Genomic DNA, 21,720 nt, shown 5'->3' with positions numbered 1-21,720 from the left:
GCTCGCCGTTCAGAACTCGTCGATGGTGATGGAGAGGCCGTCCTCCGCGAAGCGAACGTCGCCCTCGTAGCGGTCGCCGACCGATTCCAGCATCTCGTCGTGTCGCCCCTCCGTGTGCGGATAGAGATGCGTCAGATAGACCCTCCCCACGTCGGTGTCGGCCGCCGCGAGCGCGTCGCCCAGCGACGACGGCGTCGGATGGTTCGAGACGTCGACGTCGTCGGGGAACGAACAGTCGTGGACGAGGACGGCCGCCCCGTCGGCGAACTCGACGAGGTCGGTGAACGCCTCCGAGTCGCCGCTGAACGCGATGGTCGGCCCGCCGTCCTCGGCTCCGAGCCGATAGGCAAAACATCGCATCGAGTGGCGCGTCTCGAATCGCTCGCCGTCGAACCCCGATAGCGAGAACGACTCGGACTCGATATCGCGCAGCGTCAGGTCCAGTCGATTCTGCATGTACTCGTGAACCGAGAGGAGATCGCGGACGAGCGACTCGGTCCCGGGCGGGCCGGCGATCGTCAGGTCAGTCTCGCCGGCCAGCCAGCGAGCCTTCATCAGCACGTCGAGATCGGAGACGTGGTCGAGGTGGTGGTGGGTCAGCAGCACGGTATCGACGCCTTCGTAGCCCCGGTCGGTGCGGGCGAGCGCGGAGAGGACGCCGCTGCCGCAGTCGATCAGGAGCGCGTCGGACCCCGATTCGAGGAGATACCCGGACTGGGCGCGCGTGCCGGTCGGCATGGCGCTGCCGGTCCCGAGGAACGTGAGTCGCATACCCGACCCGTCGGGTCGGAGCGCAAAGGAAGTGATGTCGCGTCAGCGGGGACCGGGCGGACCGCGATGGAGGGCGGGGAAGGGGAGGGGGAGGGGGAGGGGACCGCTCAGGGCCGCGTCAGCGACGAAGCGGGCAGGCCGATGGCCGCCGACGGGGACTGGTAGGGTCCGACAGCGGAGATGCCACCCGGCGGGGCGGCCAGCGGCAGACCGATGCGTCCCGTGACGGCGCATTCTACGCTTCCACGGGGGATATAAAAAGTGCATCTGAGACTCAAAACGCGTTTTGAACGACCGAAAACCGCCGCACTGCGCGCGGTTCGACTATCGGTAGTTGCCGTAGACCCACATCGCCGTGACGACGGCGACGACCAGCAGGCCACCCAGGAAGAACGCCAGTCCCGGCGCGATCTCGGCCGCCCCGCCCCCGGCGGCGGTCGCGACGGCTTCGGTGCCCTGTGCGACCACCTCCGGGGCCTCGGTCGCCCGTTCGGTCGCTTCCGCCCCCCGGCTCGGCGTCGGCGTCGCCTCCGCGATGCTGAACCCGCCGCCGTCGCCGCTTTCGGTCGGGGCCGGCGTGTCGGCCGCCGGTGCCGGCGTCGCCGTCCCCTGACTCGCCGCGCCGCCGGCCGACCCGGCGTCGCCGCCGTCGGCCCCGCCCGAGGCGGACATCCCGAAGGGGATCGGGACGTTGCCGAGCAGGATCTGGACGAGGACGCTGGCGGCGGTGAGCAGGCCCACGACGGGGACCAGACGCGTGAGAAGCGACCGTAAGGAACGCTTGCGGTCCTGCGTGCCGACGAACAGCACCAGTGGGTCCTCCGGCGGTTCGAAGACCTTCATCTCCTGACCCTTCTCCGAGTACTGGGTACCGGCGACGGCGATGAGCTCCTCGTCTTCGAGCTTTTCGAGGTGGTAGGACACCTTCTGGATAGACATCCCGAGGCGATCGGCCAGTTCGGAGGGCGTTCCCGGTTCCTCGTAGACCGCGTTGAGGATTTCCCGGGCCGTCTCGGAGGAGAGCGCGTCGAGGACAGCGGAGACGTCTTCGTCGACACCGACGAGTTGGAGTTCCCCGTCCTGCGACGCACTCGCGTCGGGACCACGCGAGGGCAGCAAGGACATAACCGACTCAGTGAGCCCCAGCGTAATGAATCTCCGGGAGACTCCGACCGAGATTTGAGTGTCGACCCGGCGCGGTAACCCGACGCTATACGAGCGGGGTGAACCGACCCACGGGCCGACGGTGCCGGAACCCACTTGACCGCGCGGCCCCTCCTCCAGACGAGAGGCCACGATGGGAGGACGAGAGCGACTCGCGACGACGGCCCCGGCGTTCGATCCGGAGTCCGTCGCCATCGACGACGCGGACGTGCTGGAACTGCTCGACCCGGTCGTCCAGGAGTGGTGGGTCGAGCAGTTCGGGGAGTTCGTGCCCGGCAACGGCGGCTTCTTCACGCCGCCGCAGAAGGAGGCCGTGCCGCTCATCCACGAGGGGGAGAACGCGCTCATCTGTGCGCCGACGGGAAGCGGCAAAACGCTCGCCTCCTTCACCGGCATCATCAACGAACTGTTCGGGAAGGCCCGCGAGGACGAACTCGACAACTCCGTCTACTGCCTGTACGTCTCGCCGCTGAAGTCGCTGGCCAACGACATCCATCGGAACTTAGAGGTCCCGCTCGCCGACGTCACGGCGAAACTCGACGAGCGGGGCGAGGACGTGGAGATCCGCCACGCCATCCGCCACGGCGACACGAGCGACAGCGAGCGCCAGGCGATGTTGGAGACGACGCCGCACATCCTCAACACGACGCCCGAAACCCTCGCCATCCTGCTCAACTCCCCGAAGTTCAGGGAGAAACTGGAGACGGTGGAGTACGTCGTCGTCGACGAGATCCACAGCCTCGCGGAGAACAAGCGCGGGACCCACCTCTCGGTGTCGCTCGAACGGCTGGAGGCGATGGCCGAGGGGTCGCCGACGCGGATCGGCTGCTCGGCCACCGTCGAGCCGCTCTCCACCGTCGCCGAGTTCCTCGTCGGCCGCGAGGAGCCCGGCGGCGACTCTCGCCCCTACGAGATCGTCGACACGCGCTTCTCCCGTGACTTCGACGTGGAGCTCTCCTGTCCGACCGACGACCTCATCGACACGCCGAGCGGCGTCGTGACCGACCGGTTCTACCGGCAGCTGCACGACCACGTCCAGAGCCACACGAACACGCTGATATTCACGAACACCCGCTCGGGGGCCGAGCGAGTGCTCCAGAACCTCCGCGAGAAGTTCGATGCCTACGACGAGGGCAACTCCGGGTGTCACCACGGCTCGCTCTCGAAGGAGAAGCGCCACGAGATCGAGGAGGCGCTGAAGGCGGGGACGCTCGACGTCGTCACCACCTCGACGAGCCTGGAACTGGGCATCGACATGCCCCACATCGACCTCGTGGTGCAGGTCGGCTCGCCCAAATCCGTCGCGTCGCTGCTCCAGCGCATCGGGCGGGCGGGCCACCAGCTCGGCCAGACGGTCGAGGGCCGCGTCGTCGCGCTCGACCGGGACGAACTCGTCGAGTGCGCGGTGATGCTCAAGAAGGCCGAGGAGGGGTTCGTCGACCGGGTGTTCATCCCCGAGAACGCACAGGACGTGGCGACGCAGCAGGTCTACGGCATGGCCATCAATCGGGTCCGTCCCGAGCGCGAGATCCGCGGTATCCTCGGGCGAGCGTACCCCTACCGGGACTACGGCGACGACGAGTGGGAACAGCTCATGCGGTACATGACCGCCGACTACCCGGGAATGGAGGAGAAGAACGTCTACGCGAAGGTCTGGCGCGACGCGAACGACCCGCCGGACGGCGAGTACCACTACGACGAGTACGACGTGGGCGAACCGCTCATGGGCAAGCGCGGCCGCCTCGCCCGGGTCATCTACATGACGAACATCGGCACGATCCCGGACTCGTTCACCTGCGACGTGAAGACCCGGTCGAGCGGCGAGTGGGTGGGCCAACTGGACGAGTCGTACCTCGATACCTTAGAGCAGGGCGACGTGTTCGTCCTCGGCGGCGCGAACTACGAGTACCGCTACCGGCGCGGCTCGAAGGTGTACGTCGACCCGACGAGCGCCCGACCGACGGTCCCCTCGTGGTTCTCCGAGCGACTGCCCCTCTCCTACGACCTCGGGCGGGAGATACTCACGTTCCAGCGTGACCTCCTCGACAGGCTCGAACGCGGCGGGATGTCGGAAGTCCGCAACTGGCTGCGGGAGATGCCCTTAGACGAGAACAGCGTCAGGGCAATCGCTCGGATGTTCGGCCAGCAGGTCGCCTACGCCGGCAGCGAGAGCGTCGCCACGGACGACCGACTCGTCGTCGAGACGGTGCTCGACCACGACGAGTACGAGCGTCACTACCACGTCCACTCCAACTACGGCCGGCGGTTCAACGACGGCTTCTCCCGACTGCTGGCCTACCAGATGGCGCAGGCGGCGAACGCCAACGTGCAGGTGGCCGTCGCCGACAACGGCTTCACCCTCTCGATGCCGCTGAACCGCAAGGTGGACATCCGGCGGGTCATCGAGGACCTCGACCCGAGCGAGGCCCGAGCGAACCTGCGGGCCAGCCTCGACGGGACGGACCTCCTCCAGCGGTACTTCCGCATCAACGCCACGCGCTCGCTGATGATACTCAAACGCTACAAGGGTTACGAGAAGTCCGCCAGCCAGCAGCAGGTCTCCTCCGAGATGCTGCTCGGGTTCGCCGAGGACCTCGGCGACTTCGCCGTCGTCGAGGAGACCTATCGGGAGATTCTGGAGGACAAGCTCAACGTCGCCGGCATCGAGGACGTCCTGCGCGACATCGAGCGCGGGGCCGTCGACGTGGCCACGATACGGGTCGACTCCCCGACGCCGCGGGCGTTCGGATTGGCGACGCTGCTGGCGAGCGACGTGGTGCTCGCGGAGGACGAGTCGGCCGTCCTCGAAGCGTTCCACGAGCGGGTCCTCGACGAGATCGACGGCGACGGCGCCGTGGCGATCGACGACTGAGAAGCGCCCCAGCGCCGGTCCGACGGCTCACGTCCCGCGGGTGACCTCCCGCTCGACGAGTTTCTCCAATCCGCGCCGCAACCGTTGGGAGGCCGCGTTCGTGCTGATGCCGACGCGGTCGGCCACCTCGCCGAGCGTGTGTTCCCGCGGGACGCTCCAGTAGCCCATGTCGAGCGCCGCCATGACGCACTCCGTCTGCGCGCCGGTCAGCTCCCCGTCCTCGTCGGCGATCGACGGGTTGTAGAGGCGTTGGAGACGGATGTCCACGTCGTTCGCGTCGCACTGCTCTCGAAACGAGGTGAGGTCCGAGCGGGACAGGAACTGCAGGCGGAACTCCCACTCGTCCTCGTCGCCGTCGGCGGTCAGCACCTGGACGTCGTTCGCCCTCATCGACTGCACGAGGCCGTTGATCTCCGAGCTCCACCGGATCTCGAACAGCGAGCGCTCGTCGGCGTCGGTGACGACGCGGACGTCTCTCGTCAGCGAATCCGCTCTGATCGTCTCCTCTACCTCCGCCAGTGGCGCGTTCGCGACCCAGACGAGCGGCATCACCCCGTCCTTGAGGGGGACGATTCGCTCGATCTCGATGTCGATGTCCGGATACTCGTCGAGTAAGTTCCCGAGCGCGAAGTCCTCCGACGGGACTGTTATGTCTGAGATAACGACCATCTGGTGTGGGCAACTCTCGGAGGCGGCCGTTTATACCCCCCGGGTCGGGAGACAAAGTCACTGTTACATGTGAGAGCAAAATACTTACTGAGCTCCTGCATAGATAATATCGAACTCTATAGGCCGTGAAAAACGAGGGCATATCCTATCAACATGCAATATATAGCCGATCGTTCACGCACGAAAGGTAGCCGAACCGGATTTGCCGAACAGCGGGTAGCCGTCCCGCGGAGTTCGCCACGGGGATTCTGTGGCACCGTGGCGCTCCCCGTTCGAACGAGAGCAGAGTCGAACGAGACGACACGACGAGGTGAGAAGTAGTGCCCACGATAGTCAGAGCCACCGTCCCGGCCACGGAGGTCGCACTGGCCGAGACTTTCGCGGCGCTCTCGACGCTCGAAGTCGAAGCCGAACGCATCGTCAAGAGCGGCGAGAAGGTCGTGATGCCGCTCCTGTGGGTCCGAAACACCGGCGTAGAGGAGTTCGAAAGCGCCTGCGCGGACGACCCGACGATCGACGACGCAGAGCTGTTGGCGGACTTCGACGACGAGCTGCTCTATCGGATGCACTGGATCGAGCAGGTCGGGCTCCTCCTCCAGATGTTGACGAACGGACAGGCGACCATCCTGAACGCCTTCGGAACGGAGGAACAGTGGCACCTCCGGATGCTCTACCCGTCGCGGGACCACCTCTCTGAGACGAGGGAGTTCTGTATCGAGCACGAACTGGAGTTCACCGTCGACGCGATCCGAGAGATGGAGGGCGACCCCTCGGGCCGCTACGGCCTGACGACGGAGCAGTACGAGGCGCTCGTGACGGCGGTCAGGCGCGGGTACTTCGAGGTCCCTCGGGCCATCAACTTAGAGGAGTTGGCCGACGAGCTGGGCGTCTCCCACCAAGCGGTCTCGGAGTGCCTCCGCCGCGGGACCGAAGCCCTCATCGAAGACACGCTCCTCGTCGGTTTCCCCGAACAGGAGACCCAGTCGCCGAGCGCCCTCGAAAGCGACTAAAGGGCGACTCGCCGACGGGCACCGGGCCGAACGTTACGGCAACTGTTAACGGCACCTCGGCCCACGGGGTACGTATATGGAGTCGTTGCACCCGCGAGTGAGGCTGCTGTGGGCCGGACGAACCGCCCTCAGCGTCTCCGTACTGGCGGGCATCGCCGTCCTCGTGAACCGGTTCGCCGTCTCGCTTCCGCTCACCGCAGTCGTCGTTCTCTGGGGACTCCTGGTCTCGCTCGGGGCCGTCCACGCGGTGCTCGCCCATCGGATATGGCGCTTCGAGTTGCAGGACGACGCGCTGTTTCTCGTCCGCGGCGTCCTGACTCGCACCGATACGTCCGTCCCGTACGTCAGGGTCCAGCACGTCGATACGACCCGCGGGCCGATCGAGCGGACCGCGGGTCTCGCCAGCGTCGTCGTCTACACCGCCGGCTCCCGTGGTGCCGACATCACGGTCCCGGGCCTCCGACCCGAGCGGGCGACCGAACTACGCGAGCGGCTTCGGGACCTCGCCATCGAGAGCGAGGCGACCGACGCCGTATGAGGCGGCTCCACCCGCTGAGCGCCGTCCGGCGGACCGTCGTCGCGGCGATACAGGGTGCCTTCTTCGCGTTCTTCGTCGGCACCGCACTCGCCGGCGCGGCGGACTTCCCGGCGTGGACGATCCCCCTGCTCGCGCCGGCGGGCGCGGTGGTCGCCGCCGCGTTCGCGCTGGCGCGGTACTACCGATTCCGGTACGAGATCGAGGGCGATACGCTCGCCGTCGAGTCCGGCGTCTTCGCCCGGCAGTCCCGCGAGATCCCGCTCGGGCGGATACAGAACGTCGACGTCAAACAGGGCGTGGTGAACCGACTGCTCGGTCTCTCGGTCGTGGCCTTCGAGACGGCCGGCGGCAGTACGACCGAGGCGACGCTCGACGCCGTCGACGAGGGGGAGGCCGACCGGCTCCGTCGCCTCGTCCAACGCCGCGACCGGCGCGACGAGGAGCGCGACGATTCGGCGGCCGAGCCGGGGGGTGCGGCCGCGCCCGCCGCCGACGAATCGGGGACGCCGACGGGCAGCGACGCCGAGCGGACCGCGGCTCGGGCCGACGAACCGACGGAGGAGCTGTTCGCGTTCACGCCGCGAGACCTGTTGACCTACGCCGTCGTCTCCGTGCGGCCGGCCGCGCCGGCGCTCACGCTCGCCGGGCTCCCGCTGGGCGGCGACCTCGTGGCCGCGGTGTTCCGGTTCAACCTCGCCGTCCTCGGGAGCGACGCCGCGCCGTCGCTGTCGATACTGGAGACGTTCGGCCCGCCGCGGCTGGTCGCGCTCGCCGCCCTCACGCTCGCGGAGTTCCTGCTGACCGCGCTCGTCGTCAGCGTCGTCCTGACCGTCGTGGAGTACCACGACTTCCGCCTGTTCCGGGAGGGCGACGACCTGCGCTATCAGCGGGGGCTGCTCCGGCGCTACAGCGGGACGATTCCGCTCTCGAAGGTCCAGACCGTCACGATCAGGGAGAACGTCCTGATGCGACGGTTCGGCTACGCGACGCTCGTCGTCGAGACGGCGGGGTACAGCGGCGGAAACGACCAGTCCTCGCAGGGCGTCGCCGTGCCGATGGCCCCGCGGGAGACGGTGTACGAACTCGCCCGCGACGTCGAACCGTTCGGCGACCTGTCGTTCGAGCGCCCGCCGACGCGCGCCCGGCGGCGGTACGCGATCCGGTTCGCCGTCGCCGTCGGCGTCCTGACCGTCGCCGGGTACGCCGTCGACCGGTTCGTTCTCGAAACCGGCTACTGGTGGGCGTTGCTCGGTCTCCTCGCGCTCGTTCCGCCGGCCGCACACCTCAGGTGGCGACATCGCGGGTTCGCGCTGGACGACGACGTACTGGCGACGCGGGCGGGATTCTGGCGACGGACCACTCGCGTCGCGCCGTACTATCGCATCCAGACGGTCTTCGTCGGTCGCTCGCCGTTCCAGCGCCGACGCCACCTCGCAACCGTGACCGCCGACACCGCGAGCACGGCGAGCGTCTTCGGCGGGTCGGCGGCGGCCTACGACGTGGACGACGACAGAGCGAACGAACTCCGCGACACGCTCCGCTCGCGGCTGTACGCCGATTTGCTTGCGAGAAAGCGCGACGCGGGGGCGACGACCGGCGGATCGGTCGATCAGTAGCGTCGAGAGCGCGTCGGAACGGCGGTGAGAAAGTGCCAGCCCGTGCGGGAGCTCGTCTCGCCGCGGCGGCCTCGACGGTCGATCCGTCGGATAGATCCGCCGACCATACCGGCGGCTGCCTATCGGGTCTACGGACGGGTATCCGTGTGCCGGGCGCGCCGGTTCACTCGACGTGTTCCGCCCCGCAGCTCCGGCAGGAGAAGACAGTCTCCTCTGATAGCTCCTGTTCGACTGCCAGCGGGAAATCACACTCGGGACAGTTCATCGTACACCTACGTATGCGGTGTACGTACCTAAAATTACACCTTGCATAAACGCACCAGCAACGCGCGGCTACCGGGCCCACTCGACCATCCGGCGATACACGTCGTCGGCCGACAGCGCCGCCTCGTCCCCGACGAGGACCAGCGATTTCTTCGCCCGCGTGAGCGCCACGTTGATGCGTCGGTAGTCCTCGAAAATCGGGCCGTCGAGCGAGCCGGTCGCGACGAAGGAGACGACGATGACCTCCTTGCTCGACCCCTGAAAGCGGTCGACGGTGTCGACGGCCACGTCCGGGAGACGGCGGTCGAGCTCCGCCACCTGCGCGCGGAACGGCGCGATGACGCCGATGTCGTCGGCCGGGACGCCGGCTCCGCGGTAGGCCGCTACCACCTCGGCGACGGCGTCCGCTTCTCTCGGATTCGTGTTGCCGACCTGCGAGCCGTCGGGGTCGACGAAGGCGACGCGGTCGCGGAGGTTCGCCGGGAGCGCGTCCAGCGAGACGCCCGGCAGATCGTCGATGCGCTGGGCCGCCACCTCGCCGGTCGCCGGGCGCAACTGCCCGTCGTAGAACTCCCGGGAGGCGAAGGCCTGTATGTGCTGGGCCATCCGGTACTGACGGTCCAGCATCACGCCCGCCTCGGGCGAGGCTTCGATGAGGCGCTGGAACAGCGACCGCGAGAGCGTCTCGTCCTCGGACTGGACGACCGGCGGGAGCTGCTGGTGGTCGCCGACGAGGACGAACCGGTCGGCGAGCGTCGTCGCCGCCAGCGTCCCGGGCTCGGTCAACTGCCCTGCCTCGTCGACGACGGCCACGTCGAACGACTGGCTCTGTAGGGCCGTCCCGCCGCAGGTGGCCGTCGTCGCGGCGACGACCTGCGCGTTTCGGAGCGTCCCCGCGCACTCGCCGGGATCGCCGGACTGCTCTAACCTGTACTTCTGCATGTCCTCTCGGACGCCGCTCTCGGTGCCGACCCGCACGATGTCGGTGAATCCCTGTTCCTCTAGGGCCTCGATGGCGTTGTCCACCGCCCGGTTCGTGAACGCCGACAGCAGGATCCGGTCGCCGCGTTCGACCAGGGCCCGCAACATCCGCGCCAAGGTGTAGGTCTTCCCCGTGCCGGGCGGCCCGTGGACCAGCGCGAAGTCCTCGGCCCCGACCGCCAGTCTGACCGCCTCGTCCTGGGCGGGGTTGTTGTCGATGAACGTCTCCTCGACCGCGGAGAATTCGGGGTCCCGCCGCCCGAACAGCACGTCCTTCCGTTCCGGGGCTTGCGTAAGTAGGGCGTCGTGGAGCGCGTTCTGGAGGCGGTCGGTCGTCAGTTCGGAGGGGTAGACGTCGAGGCGGCGCAGGTCGAGCGGCTCGTCCGCCGTCACTACTATCTCCTCGCCGCTCACGGCTTCACCGTTCGCGTTTTCCGAGGTGCTTCGCGCCTCGCCTATTCTCTCGACTCGCGCGAGTTCCGCGTCTCCCGTCACCGGGTCGCCGTCGCTGGCCAGCACGAGGTTGCCCTCTCGAATCTTCGAGACGGCTCCGGTCCCCTTCGCGCGCAGTTCCCAGCGGCCGCCGTCGAGTTCCGCGCGGCCGGCGGGTTCGAGGTCCACCAGCGCGCGGTCGTCGTCGGCCCGCTCCTCGGGCGTCTGCTCCCAGAGCTTGGCGTACTCGCGGTGGACCGCGCGGCGTTCGGCCTCGATGGCGTCGTAGAAGCGCTCGAAGTACTCGCGCTCGTCCTCGGGGATGGCGACGCCGACCTGCCCGGCCTTCGACTCCTGGTCGAGGCGGCCCGAGACCGCCATACAGGTGTCCTGCTCGAAGCAGTACTCGCACTTGGCGTTGGCCTCGTACCCCGTCGGGACGCCGGTGTCGTACTCCATCGCGGCGATCTCGTTGCGGGTCCGAATCACGTACTGCAGCAGGCCCGAGCCGATGGAGAACTCCTTGGCCGGCGAGAGGTCGCCGCTCTCCTCGTTGCGGTCGACTGCGGCGTTCTTCGTATAGAGGAGCGTCCCCGTATCGGGAGCGGCCTCCAGGGGGCTCTGGGCGCCGCCGTCGCTGGCCATCACGTCGCTCGCGGCGAGCGAGTTCGCCGCGCGCTCGCCGAGCATCAGGGCGTAGGCCGTCGCCTGAATCTTGTCCTGAAACCGGGGCTCGCGCTTGGTGTTCTTCCCCGTCTTGAGCTCGACGGGCGTCCCCCGGCGGACGGCGTCGGCCCGCCCCTTCATGCCGAAACGCTCGGAGATGAGCGTCATCTCGGAGCGCCAGTCGCTCTCCGCGGGACTGAAGTCCCGATCCGAGCCGTCAGCGGCGGTCGCCGCTCCGTCAGAGTCGGTCAGCGTCCCCTGATTCAGCCACCCCTCGATGGCCTTCGCGTGGTCGCGGACGTCGCCGGCCACCTCGTCGGCCTCCCGACCCAACAGGCCGATGTCCAGCCCCGCCTGCTCGATCTGCTCGTCGATCGCCGTCTCCACGTCGCGGCCCCGGAGTAAATCCCCGAACACCTCGTGGACGACGGTCCCCTTGACGAGCGGGTAAGCGAGGTCTGCACCGTCGAGTTTCCGGAGGTAGTACATCCGGGGGCACTGCACCCACGCGCGGACGTCGGTCACGTCCACGAGGAAGTCCGGTTCGACCACGATAGCCGAGTCGCCCCCGACGGAGTACTGCGTCTCGCCCCGATACTGGCGCTCGTCGGGGTCGTAGACGGCCAGTTCCATCCCGGCTTCGAGGTAGTCGGCCGTCTCGGTCCACTTCCCCCACAGCGTGACCGTCGTCGGCTCGCCGGCCCCGCGTTCGGGACGGAGCGTCACCTCACAGAGGTCGCTCTCGCCGTACTGCGTGCTCACGGTCTTCGGCTCCTCGACTCCCACCACGACGCCGCGCAGTTGCACGCGACTGTCCACGTTCGGGGCGGGAAAAACGCTGTCGGTCAGTCGGACCGGCCGCTCGACGCCGGGCTCTGGACGTCGCCGCCGTCGTGTTCGTGCGCTTCGAGCGTCGAGAGCGGGACGTCCTCTAGGACGTCCTCGCTGGTCGCTTCGAGGACGACCGGCGGCGCGCGGTCGTCCGACTCGGCCTCCATCCACCGCGGGACGCAGACGCACCAGTGATCGCCCGGTTCCAGGCCCGGAAAGTCGAGGTCGGGGCGGGGCGTGACGAGGTCGTTCCCCTGTCCCTTGCTGTACTGGAGGAACTCCTCGGTCATCACCGCACAGATCTCGTGGCGACCCGGGTCTCGCTGGAGCGGGTAGCAGTAGCCGTCCCGCATGGCCCCGGTCATCGGGTCCGTTCCGCAGGGCTCCAGTTCCTCGCCCCGCACGTTCGATTCGCTCTCCATACCCTCGATTACGGGTGTCGGTTTAAAGGAATTCTGTACGGGACTCCGGGAGTTATCCGGCGATTGGAGTCGATGGGCGCCCCGAACACCGTCGGGCACCGCCCACACCGCCAACGATTGGCACGGACCGATGCCTTCATTCTGACCCGTCGCCAACGTCCGGACGACAATGCGCGTTCGTGACTGGCAGGACATCATCGGGGACGTGATGGACAGCGGTGCCGACCCCGGCGGCTGGCGGGCGGTCGGAGGCGACCGCGCGAGCGGGATCGGCGAGGACCTCTACGTCGGCCACCCGAGCGCGGGCGTCTACCAACTCAAGACCTACGCGAAGAACCCCTTCGAGGTACAGGGGGTCGGATCGCGGGTCGCCCGGCGCATCGACGAGGACGTCGACCCGCTGTTCCCCGAGGAGGGGTCGGGTCTCTTCGGCGTCCAGCAGGCTCCCGAAGACGAGAGCGACGCCGAGGAGAAGGCCCAGAACTTAGAGACGGTCCTGGAGACGCACGCCGACGCGCCGACGACGCCCAGAGCGATGCTCGAAGACATCATGGACGCGGTCGATTCGCCCGCCTACGGCCCGATGGAGTTCGACCAGTACGAGCGACCCGACCGGATGGACGACCTGACCGATACCTTCGAAGAGGCCGAGGAACTGCTCGATGCGGAGTTCGAGGACGTCATCGAGGAAGACGTGGACAGGGGGTTCTACTGATGACCGCGACACGCGGTACCGACGCAGGTGGGGCCTGATGGTCGGCCCGTCCATCACCGCGGCCGACCGCAAGCGCTTCCTCAAGCAGTTGAAGCTCGGGTTCGCCCTGCTGGTCGGGGGGTCGATGGCGCTGGTCACGCTCTACGGCGGCGCGGGACTGCCGATGGTCCTCGGGATCGGCGTCGGCGCGACCGTCGTCGGCGGCGTCCTCGCCGAGTTCACGTTCCCCGACAGCATCGCCGAGACCCCCTACGACGACAGCCGCGAACGGGGACCGAAACCCGGAACGCGAACCAAGCGCCGACGCGCTCGCGAGGACGACGACGGCGAGGAACAGCCCGCCCGAACCGACGGCGACGGCCGGTGAGGCCCGAACCGCGAGCGGGGGCGTCAGGGCGCCGACCACGAACTTTTGTACCGCTTCCGCCGTAAGCGCACCGTATGGCCGACTCGGAGTACCCGCTCGACGACTTAGACCGGCGCATCATCCACGCGCTCCAACGGGACGCTCGCCACACGTCCGCCAGCGAGATCGCGGAGACGCTGGACGTCTCGGCTCGTACCGTCCGCAACCGGATCGCCAAACTCGAAGAGGGGGGCGTCATCCGCGGGTACGACGTCGACGTCGACTACGAGGCCGCGGGATACCAGCTACACACGCTCATCGTCTGTACCGCGCCGATTCACGAGCGAGAGGAGATAGCGAAGCGCGCGCTCGACGTGGAGGGGGTCGTGGCTATCCAAGAGGTGATGACCGGTGCCGACAACGTCCACGTCGAAGTGGTCGGTGCCGACGGGAACGACCTGAGTCGGATCGGCCGCGATCTCAACGACATCGGCCTCGAAGTGGTCGACGAGGACCTCATCCGCAACGAGTACACGCGCCCGTTCCACTTGTTCGACGCCGACGCGATCGGTGACGGCCGGGAAGAGTAGTTCCACAACTTCGATATTCGATCGTATTATTTTCCGATACGGAATAGATTGCTAGGCATTTATGCCGGTTCGGAACTCATATCGCGTATCGGCGATAACGACCACCGCCGCCGTCGAACTTACCTATGACACTCAGAACGACCCTCCAAGACACGCTCGCTCGCACCGCCGGACCGCCGACGCTCCTCGTCGTCAGCGATTCGCACGCCGGGCCGATGCTCGCGTCGGCGTTCGAACCGACCGCCGATGTCCGTCTCGTCACCGACCACCGGAGCGCTGCCGGGCAGTTGCTCGACGGCACTCAGGTGACAGTCGGTGACGTGACGTCGCTGGAGACGCTCGCAGACGCGGTAGATGCCGACGCCGCGGTCGTCGCGCTGCGACGGGACAGACGGGCAGTGCTGGTCACCCAGTTGCTCCGCACGCACTTCGACCTCGAGACGGTCGTCGCGGTACTCAACGACCCGCAGCGGCGGGAGGCGGTAGAAGACATCGCCACCACCGTCGTTTGCGGATCGACGCTCCTCGCGACGGAACTGCGACGGGAGATCGAGCGCTCGCTCCCCGCATTCGAACCCGCCTGAAATGGTGAAAGACCTGGAACGAGACCTCGGTCTCCCGTCCGTCCTCGCCATCAGCATCGGCGCGATGATCGGCAGCGGCATCTTCATCCTCCCGGCGCTGGCGCTGGAGATCGCCGGCCCGGCCGTGATCCTCGCGTACGCCCTCGCCGGGATCCTCGTCGTGCCGGCGGCTCTCTCGAAGTCCGAGATGGCCACCGCCATGCCGGAGGCCGGCGGGAGCTACATCTACATCGAGCGCGGCATGGGGCCGCTACTCGGGACGATAGCCGGCCTGGGAACGTGGTTCTCCCTCTCGTTCAAGGGCGCGCTCGCGCTCGTCGGCGGCGTCCCGTACCTCCTGTTGCTGTTCGACCTCCCGCTGAAGCCGGTCGCGCTGGGGCTGGCGGCGGTGCTGATTCTGATAAACGTCTTCGGGGCCAAGCAGACCGGGCGGCTTCAGGTCGCCATCGTCGTCGTCATGCTGGCGGCGCTCGGCTGGTTCACCGCCGGGAGCGCGCCCAGCGTCCAGTCGGCGAACTACGCCGGCTTCCTCGACGCCGGCCTCGGCGGCGTGCTGGCCGCGACCGGGCTCGTGTTCGTCTCCTACGCCGGCGTCACCAAGGTGGCGAGCGTCGCCGAGGAAATCGAGAACCCGGGGCGAAACATCCCGCTGGGCATCCTCGGGTCGCTCGCGTTCACCACGGTGCTGTACGTGGCCATCGTCGCGGTATTGGTCGGGATCACGGACCCGGGGAGCGTCGCCGGGTCGCTGACGCCGGTCGCCGTCGCCGCCGAGGTGACGCTCGGATCGGCGGGCGTCGTCGCTATCATCACCGCGGCGATTCTCGCGCTCGTCTCGACGGCCAACGCCGGCATCCTCTCCTCGTCGCGCTACCCCTTCGCGATGAGCCGGGACCGGCTCGCGCCGCCGTCGCTGGCCGCCGTCAGCGACCGGTTCGGCACGCCGGTCGCCTCGATCACGCTCACGGGCGTCGTCCTGCTGATCCTGATCGCGTTCGTCCCGATCCTCGAGATCGCGAAACTGGCCAGCGCCTTCCAGATACTGGTGTTCGCGCTCATCAACGCGGCCCTCGTCGCCTTCCGCGAGGGGAGCGCCGACTACGACCCCGAGTTCACGTCGCCGCTGTACCCGTGGACGCAGATCGCCGGGGTCGTCACCGGCGGCCTCCTCCTCACGCAGATGGGAACCGTCGCGCTCGTCGGTGCGCTCGCCATCACGCTCGCGAGCGTCGTCTGGTACTTCTTCTACGTCCGCCCGCGAGTCCGCCGGGAGGGCGCGGCGACGGACGCCATCCGCCGGCAGGTCGGTCGGAACGCGCTCACCGATGTCGAGTCCGCCGCGGCGGACACTACCCGCGAAGTGCTCGTCGCGTTCACGAAAGACGTCGCCGAAGACAGGGAGCGAGCGCTGATCGAACTGGCCGCCGACGTCGTCCGACCGGACGACGGCCGCGTGGTCGCCGTTCGCTTCGAGGAGGTACCCGACCAGGCGCCTCTCATCGAGGACGTGGCCGACCAGTCGTCGGCGGACCTCGCGTTCGAGACGCGGATGGCGGCGCTCGGCGAGGAGCTGGCCGTCGAGGTAGAGGCCGACGAGATCGTCAGCCACGACACGAAACACGCCGTCGTCAACTTCGCGGCCAACCGGGGCGTGGACACGATACTGGCCGAACACGAACCGCTCCGGCTTCGGTCGCGGCTGTTCGCCGACCCGATCGACTGGGTCGTCCGGCACGCCCCCTGTGACGTCCTCCTCGTGGATTCCCTGGGCTACGACGAGCCGAAACAGGTCATGGTGGCGGGCGAGAGCGGACCGCACCCGCCGCTCGCGGTGACCGTCGCCGAGGCCGTCGCCGAGTCGAACGAGGGGAACGTCTCGCTCTGGTACCCCGCCGACGGCTCCGAGGAACGCAAGGAGACGATCGACGACTACCAGACCTCCCTCTCCGAGATGCTGTCGGTCCCTGTCCAGACTGAGTCGCTCCGTAGCGACGGTGGTCAGTTGCCGCGGCCGGACCTCCTCGTGTATCGGGGAGCCGACCACCGGCTCAGAGCGGCGCTGTTCGACGACGGCCCGCCCTCGCCGAGTCCGGGGTGTATGACCGTCACCGTCTATCCGCACGACTCCCGTCGGCCGTCGCTGGCGCGTCGATTCCTCGAACGCGCGGTCTTCTAAGTCTGCGGCCCTCGACGGTCGTTTCACGGCCTTTCTCACCGCGTCTACGACTCGGAGCTGACGTGTTTAAGGTAGAGCGACCGCCCCCTGTGGAGGACGTCCCACAGCGAGTTGCCGCCGCGCTCCCAGACGAGCGTCGGCACGAGCTGCCCGCCGAACCCCTCCTTGTACCGGAACAGGCCGTTCTCGTAGTCCGGTTTCGTCGTCCCGAGGTCGTAGGTATCGTAGCCGTTGTCGATCCCCCAGCGGACGACGTAGTCGTAGAGCAGTTCCGAGACGTGGTGGTCGAAGAACTCGCGCGGGACCGCGGCGACGTACCCGTGGACGGAGGACTGCTCGTCGTCGAGTATCTCCAGCAGGCCGCCGGCGTACTCGCCGTCGACGCGCGCGGTGACCAACAGCAGTCGGTCCGCCATCCCGAGCAACGACTCGAAGAACTCGCGCGGGAACGCGGAGACGCCGAGGTCGTCCATCACCTGCGCGTACGTTCGATAGAACCGTTCGAGGGCCTCGCTCGTCACCGCCTCCTCGATCACCTCGGCGTCGCCCTCCCGCCCGCGGTCGATACCCTTCCGTCTGGACCGGCTCATCCTCGAGAGAATGTCCTCGTACGGGCGCGAGAGGTGTAACAGGAAGCGACAGCGCCGCCGGTTCGGCTCGTAGCCGTGACTCTGAAAGAGCGTGTTGTAGCGGAGGTAGCCGGTATCGAGCGCGCGTATCTCGTGGACGACGGTCCGGCCGGTGCAGTAATCTGCCACCGTCTCGAGCATCGCGGGGAGGACGGTGTCCGTATCCGTCGTCGCCAGCGGGCCGCCGAAACCGGGTTCGACCGAGACCAGCCGTCGGAGCGGCGAGCGGTCGAGCCCCTCTACGGGTTCGAGAAAGTTCGGAAAGAGACTGATCGGATTCCCGTCCTTCTCGACGAGGAGATGCCTCGGCGCGTGGCCGAGCCCGTTCTCGACGGCTTCGAGCCACTCGTGGCGATGGAAGACGCTCCCCCGCGACGACTGGTCGACGACGGCGTTCCAGCGGTCGGGCGACACCTCGCTGATCGACTCGAGCACACGCAACTCGTGGTTGGACTGTTCGTCCGTCCCCATCGCCCTTCCCGAACGTAGCCCAGATGCGATGCGACTAGAGAGCGGCATCTACGTAGCGGCCACACGACCGGTCAGTAATGTTATGGTGAGCTTTCAGCCGGTAAGCCCTCCGGACCGGCCCCGCGCTGTCACAGCGGCGAGACGGCCGTCGGCCGATAGAAGCGTCGGCTTACGGGTCGACCCGTCGGATCCAGAGCGACGGATTCTCGATCTCGTCGTCGGTCGGCAGCGTCTCGGGCGAGTCCCAGACGCGCCCGGCGGCCGCGACGCCGCGAACGTCGGCGACGGTCTCGAAGAACGCCTTCCCGCGCTCGTACTGCCGGCGTTTCATCCCGAGACCGAGCATCCGGCGGACGAGCTCCGCGACCGGGCCGCGCCCCTGTCGGCGCTCGTCGACCTTCCGCCGCAGGTCGTCGTACTCGTCGTCGAAGGCGCGGTCCATCAGCAGCTCCGCGTACCCCTCGACGGCGGTCATCGTCGTGTCCAGTTCGCCGAGCGAGGTGCGGTCTAAGTTGCCGTCGCTGAGGCGGTCGATGGCCTCCTCCATCTTCTCCTCCATGTGCTCGGAGAGCCACGGCGCGGCCCCGAACTCCGCGGCGTGAGTCACCTCGTGGAAGGCGATCCAGCGGCGGAAGCGGTCCTGGTCCACGTCGAGTTGGGCCGCGACCTTCCGGATGTTCGGGCGCACGAAATAGAGCGCGTGGTCGTCGCCGTCGGCCAACAGGAGCGGGTCGTACTGGCCGAGGACGTTGTTCGCGAGAAACGAGAGGGCGAAGGCCATCGATCCGGTGTTGACGACGCGGGCGACGCCGGGAATGAACTGCGCCTGCTGTTCGATCGGGGCCATCACCCGCTCGAAGGTCGCCACGTTTGCGTCTATCCAGTGGTGGCGGTGTTGGATCTCGACCGTCTCCGGGAGGTCGAAGTCGAGCCCGCCGACCTCGCGGACGCGGTCGCGGGCGTCGCGGACGTCGCTCGCGTACCCCTCGCGCTCGCCGGCGGAGACGTCGAGGTCGCCCGGGTCCGTCGCCTCCTTGGCGGCGGCCGTGACGGCGCTCCAGTCAAGCGGCCCGTCGCCGGACGCGCCCGCGACGGCGCGGGCGCTGTGATACAATCCCATATCCCGGAAACGGGGCGGCGATGCATAGGCCTTCTCCCCGCGCGGCTCGAGTCGGGCCGCGACGCGGTCTCAGTTCAGACGTCGCCGAAGTCGTCGTCGAGGTCGTCGTCGAGATCGTCGTCGAACTCGCCCAGTTCGTCGCCGCCGCCGAGCAGTTTCTTCTTCGCGACGACCGCGACGACGAGCAGCGCGACGAGGACGAAGACCGCGATCAGTCCCGAGCGCCCGCCCTCTTCCTCCTCTTCGAACTCCTCCGCTGCTACGTCTTCCTCGTCGTCTTCGTCGATTCCGAAGCCGGACGTGCCGGCGGTGAACTCCGAGCCATCCAGGTTCAGTTCCAGGAGAGTGAATTTCGCCATACCGGTACGTCGGTCCGACGGCTTTTATCCGTTGTGGCGCCCCGGTGATTCATAGTCGGTGACGCCTTATCCCGGGTATGGAGGAACGACGACGCGATTTCTTGGAGTCGCTGTTGACCACGCCGGGTCCCTCCGGCTACGAGGCCGACAGTCAGCGCGTGTGGGTGGACTACGTGAGCGAGTTCGCAGACGAGGTCAGGACCGACGACTACGGCAACGCGGTCGCCACGCTTCGCGGCGACGACACGTCGGTCGCGCTGGCGGGCCACGGCGACGAGATCGGCTTCATCGTCCGCGATCTCACCGACGATGGATTCGTCCGTCTGGAACGCATCGGCGGGTCAGACAAGACGGTCTCCCGCGGCCAACACGTCACCGTCCACACCGCTGACGGCCCGGTCTCGGGCGTCGTCGGACAGACCGCGATTCACCTCCGGGAGGGCGAGGAGGAGAGCGTCCCCGAGATAGCCGAACAGCACGTCGACGTGGGTGCCGAAGACGGCGAGGAACTCGAATCGCTGGTCGACCGCGGCGACCCGGTCACGTTCGCACAGACCGTCTCGGAGCTGGAAAACGGCCGGCTCGCCGCCCGCGGGATGGACAACCGCGTCGGCATCTGGGCGGCCGCCGAGGGCCTGCGCCGCGCGGCAGAACGGGACGTCGACGCCACCGTCCACGCCGTCTCGACGGTCCAGGAGGAGGTCGGCTTGCAGGGCGCGAAGATGGTCGGGTTCGACCTCGACCCGGACGCCGTCGTCGCGGTGGACGTCACCCACGCGACCGATTCGCCGGACTCGCCGGGCGACCGCTCGAGCGGCGTCGAACTCGGCGGCGGTCCGGTCGTCTCCCGGGGCAGCGCGAACCACCCGGTCGTGGTCGAGTCGCTCCGCGAGACGGGTGCCGACGAGGAGATAGACGTCCAGTTGCAGGCGACCGGTATCCGAACCGGCACCGACGCCGACGCCTTCTACACCGCGCGCGGCGGCATCCCTGCGGTCAGCGTCGGGCTCCCGAACCGCTACATGCACACCCCGGTCGAAGTCATCGACCCGGCGGACCTCGACGCGCTGGCGGACCTGCTCGCCGGGTTCGCGGTCCGTGCAACCGAAGACGCTCCCTTCTCCGTCGATGTGTAGCCGCAGAGTACCGCCGGCTCGGCGCGGTATCGCGCGCGTAACAAACCGCGCTACCGGCGACGCGAGCGGCGTGGCCGGGGCCGCTTCTCGGTCTCACGCGCCGTCGATTGCGCGTCGCCGTCGGGTTCGGGGGCAAAGTTAGTAGCATGGAGTGGCCACCGTCTAAGAGCCGAACGGCGTGGTGGGTCCTCGGCCTGTTCGTCGTCGTCTTACTGGCGTGGGTGTTCACCAACTACGCCGGCGCGTTCGTCCTCGGTCTGTTCCTCTACTACGTGACCCGGCCGGCGCACTGGCGGCTTCAGTCCCGGTTTCGACCGACCATCGCCGCGGTGATCTCGCTGCTCGTCCTCGCCGTTCCGGTGGTCCTCCTCGTGGGCTACACGCTCGCCGTCGCGGCACAGGAACTGGGCAACCTGGCACAGACGGTCGATCTCGGCCCGTTGGCGGGGTTCATCGAGCCGTACCTCGACGTCTCCACGATCGTTCAGGACCCCGAGGTGCTGCTCGAAAACCCGGACGTCGTCAGCGCCGGACAGCTGTTCGCGACCGGCGTCCTCGCGTACCTCCCGCTGATCGGGGCGGCGCTCATCGACCTGTTTCTGGCGCTCACCGTCGCCTACTACCTCCTCCGGGACGGACCGCGGCTCAGCCGGTGGCTCCGGAACACGCTCGGCGGTAATTCGGCCGTCTTCGACGAGTACGTCGAACTGGTCGACGAGGACCTCGGGAGCGTCTTCTTCGGGAACATCCTCAACGCGTTCGTCGTCGCCATCGTCGCGGTGGTCCTCTACTCCACGCTGGACGCCGTCGCCCCCGCCGGCGGTATCCCGTATCCGGCGCTCGTCGGCGTCCTCGCGGGCGCGGCGAGTCTGATACCGGTCGTCGGCATGAAACTGGTGTACGTCCCGGTGGCGCTCGGTCTCTTCGGACGCGCGTTCCTCAACGGCGAACCGCTGTGGTTCCCGACGGCGTTCCTCGCGGCCACCGTGGTCATCGTCGACTTCATCCCTGACCTCCTGCTCCGACCGTACGTCTCCGGGCGCAACCTCCACGTCGGTCTCGTGATGATCGCGTACATCATCGGGCCGACGCTGTTCGGGTGGTACGGCCTCTTCCTCGGCCCGCTGTTGCTCGTCGTGGTCTATCACTTCGCGCGAGTGATCGTCCCGACGCTGACCGGCAACGAGGGGACCGAGCGGACGCCGACGCCGCCCGCAGACGCGGTGGGTATCCGCGCCGCCGAGCCGTCGACGAGAGACGGCGGGTCCACCGAGAGCGACGCCACGTAGACAGCGCGGCCGACGCGCGATTCGCCGATATCGGGCGAAGCAAGCGGTACGTTTAAGCGGCAGACACTA

General features: G+C 68.0%; 19 protein-coding genes. 11 read left to right on the top strand and 8 right to left on the bottom strand.

From position 1 onward, the window contains the following. Positions 1-9: 9 nt before the first annotated feature. Positions 10-771, bottom strand: a complete 762-nt coding sequence (locus EGH23_RS05480; RefSeq protein WP_220578993.1) for an MBL fold metallo-hydrolase — start codon at positions 769-771, stop codon at positions 10-12. A gap of 324 nt (positions 772-1,095) precedes the next feature. After that, positions 1,096-1,896, bottom strand: coding sequence for an ArsR/SmtB family transcription factor (locus EGH23_RS05475; RefSeq protein ID WP_220578992.1), 801 nt, complete (start codon positions 1,894-1,896; stop codon positions 1,096-1,098). A 172-nt stretch (positions 1,897-2,068) separates the two neighbouring features. Here EGH23_RS05475 and EGH23_RS05470 point away from each other — a divergent pair, with 172 nt between their 5' ends. Continuing rightward, positions 2,069-4,807, top strand: coding sequence for an ATP-dependent helicase (locus EGH23_RS05470; protein ID WP_220578991.1), 2,739 nt, complete (start codon positions 2,069-2,071; stop codon positions 4,805-4,807). A gap of 27 nt (positions 4,808-4,834) precedes the next feature. Here the strand turns inward: EGH23_RS05470 and EGH23_RS05465 are convergent, their stop codons facing one another. Continuing rightward, on the bottom strand, positions 4,835-5,476 hold the full coding sequence (locus tag EGH23_RS05465; protein ID WP_220578990.1) for a helix-turn-helix domain-containing protein: 642 nt from the start codon (positions 5,474-5,476) through the stop codon (positions 4,835-4,837). A gap of 320 nt (positions 5,477-5,796) precedes the next feature. Between EGH23_RS05465 and EGH23_RS05460 the strand changes: the two genes are divergently transcribed. The 3 genes from EGH23_RS05460 to EGH23_RS05450 all read left to right on the top strand — a co-directional run bounded on the left by EGH23_RS05460 (position 5,797) and on the right by EGH23_RS05450 (position 8,640). Continuing rightward, positions 5,797-6,486 (top strand): helix-turn-helix domain-containing protein, encoded by a 690-nt coding sequence (locus EGH23_RS05460; RefSeq protein WP_220578989.1) that lies wholly within the window; start codon positions 5,797-5,799, stop codon positions 6,484-6,486. 76 nt (positions 6,487-6,562) lie between these two features. Beyond that, positions 6,563-7,024 carry a PH domain-containing protein gene (locus EGH23_RS05455; RefSeq protein ID WP_220578988.1) on the top strand — a complete coding sequence of 154 codons (462 nt, stop codon included), beginning with the start codon at positions 6,563-6,565 and terminating at the stop codon, positions 7,022-7,024. After that, positions 7,021-8,640, top strand: coding sequence for a PH domain-containing protein (locus EGH23_RS05450; protein WP_220578987.1), 1,620 nt, complete (start codon positions 7,021-7,023; stop codon positions 8,638-8,640). Before EGH23_RS05455 ends, EGH23_RS05450 begins: the two co-directional genes overlap by 4 nt. A 333-nt stretch (positions 8,641-8,973) precedes the next feature. Here the strand turns inward: EGH23_RS05450 and EGH23_RS05445 are convergent, their stop codons facing one another. Then, the gene (locus EGH23_RS05445) at positions 8,974-11,790 is read right to left on the bottom strand and encodes an AAA domain-containing protein (protein WP_220578986.1); all 2,817 of its coding nucleotides are present in this window, start codon (positions 11,788-11,790) and stop codon (positions 8,974-8,976) included. 38 nt (positions 11,791-11,828) lie between these two features. Next, positions 11,829-12,236 (bottom strand): DUF2237 family protein, encoded by a 408-nt coding sequence (locus EGH23_RS05440; RefSeq protein ID WP_220578985.1) that lies wholly within the window; start codon positions 12,234-12,236, stop codon positions 11,829-11,831. 169 nt (positions 12,237-12,405) lie between these two features. On the opposite strand from EGH23_RS05440, the gene EGH23_RS05435 reads away from it, so the two are divergent. The 5 genes from EGH23_RS05435 (at position 12,406) to EGH23_RS05415 (ending at position 16,647) form a co-directional block, all read left to right on the top strand. Then, a complete protein-coding gene (locus EGH23_RS05435; RefSeq protein WP_220578984.1) occupies positions 12,406-12,951 on the top strand; it encodes a hypothetical protein in 546 nt (181 codons plus the stop codon). 37 nt (positions 12,952-12,988) lie between these two features. After that, on the top strand, positions 12,989-13,318 hold the full coding sequence (locus EGH23_RS05430) for a hypothetical protein (RefSeq protein WP_220578983.1): 330 nt from the start codon (positions 12,989-12,991) through the stop codon (positions 13,316-13,318). Positions 13,319-13,392: 74 nt separating this feature from the next. Next, positions 13,393-13,887, top strand: coding sequence for an Lrp/AsnC family transcriptional regulator (locus EGH23_RS05425; RefSeq protein ID WP_220578982.1), 495 nt, complete (start codon positions 13,393-13,395; stop codon positions 13,885-13,887). Between the two features lie 125 nt (positions 13,888-14,012). Next, positions 14,013-14,471, top strand: a complete 459-nt coding sequence (locus EGH23_RS05420) for an NAD-binding protein (RefSeq protein ID WP_220578981.1) — start codon at positions 14,013-14,015, stop codon at positions 14,469-14,471. Positions 14,472-14,475: 4 nt separating this feature from the next. Further along, on the top strand, positions 14,476-16,647 hold the full coding sequence (locus EGH23_RS05415; RefSeq protein ID WP_425433201.1) for a universal stress protein: 2,172 nt from the start codon (positions 14,476-14,478) through the stop codon (positions 16,645-16,647). Between the two features lie 44 nt (positions 16,648-16,691). On the opposite strand, the gene EGH23_RS05410 is transcribed toward EGH23_RS05415, so the two are convergent. The 3 genes from EGH23_RS05410 to EGH23_RS05400 form a co-directional block, all read right to left on the bottom strand. Next, positions 16,692-17,747 (bottom strand): GNAT family N-acetyltransferase, encoded by a 1,056-nt coding sequence (locus tag EGH23_RS05410; RefSeq protein WP_220578979.1) that lies wholly within the window; start codon positions 17,745-17,747, stop codon positions 16,692-16,694. A 169-nt stretch (positions 17,748-17,916) separates the two neighbouring features. After that, complete coding sequence (locus tag EGH23_RS05405) at positions 17,917-18,867, bottom strand: zinc-dependent metalloprotease (RefSeq protein ID WP_220578978.1); 951 nt, start codon at positions 18,865-18,867, stop codon at positions 17,917-17,919. 74 nt (positions 18,868-18,941) lie between these two features. Next, positions 18,942-19,226 (bottom strand): hypothetical protein, encoded by a 285-nt coding sequence (locus EGH23_RS05400; protein ID WP_220578977.1) that lies wholly within the window; start codon positions 19,224-19,226, stop codon positions 18,942-18,944. A gap of 77 nt (positions 19,227-19,303) precedes the next feature. On the opposite strand from EGH23_RS05400, the gene EGH23_RS05395 reads away from it, so the two are divergent. Both EGH23_RS05395 and EGH23_RS05390 read left to right on the top strand, forming a co-directional pair. Then, a complete protein-coding gene (locus EGH23_RS05395; RefSeq protein ID WP_220578976.1) occupies positions 19,304-20,362 on the top strand; it encodes a M20/M25/M40 family metallo-hydrolase in 1,059 nt (352 codons plus the stop codon). A gap of 146 nt (positions 20,363-20,508) precedes the next feature. Then, a complete protein-coding gene (locus tag EGH23_RS05390) occupies positions 20,509-21,651 on the top strand; it encodes an AI-2E family transporter (protein ID WP_220578975.1) in 1,143 nt (380 codons plus the stop codon). Positions 21,652-21,720 lie beyond the last annotated feature (69 nt).

It is taken from the genome of Haloarcula nitratireducens, from assembly GCF_019599505.1.
This window is presented reverse-complemented; position numbering and strand designations above follow the sequence as displayed.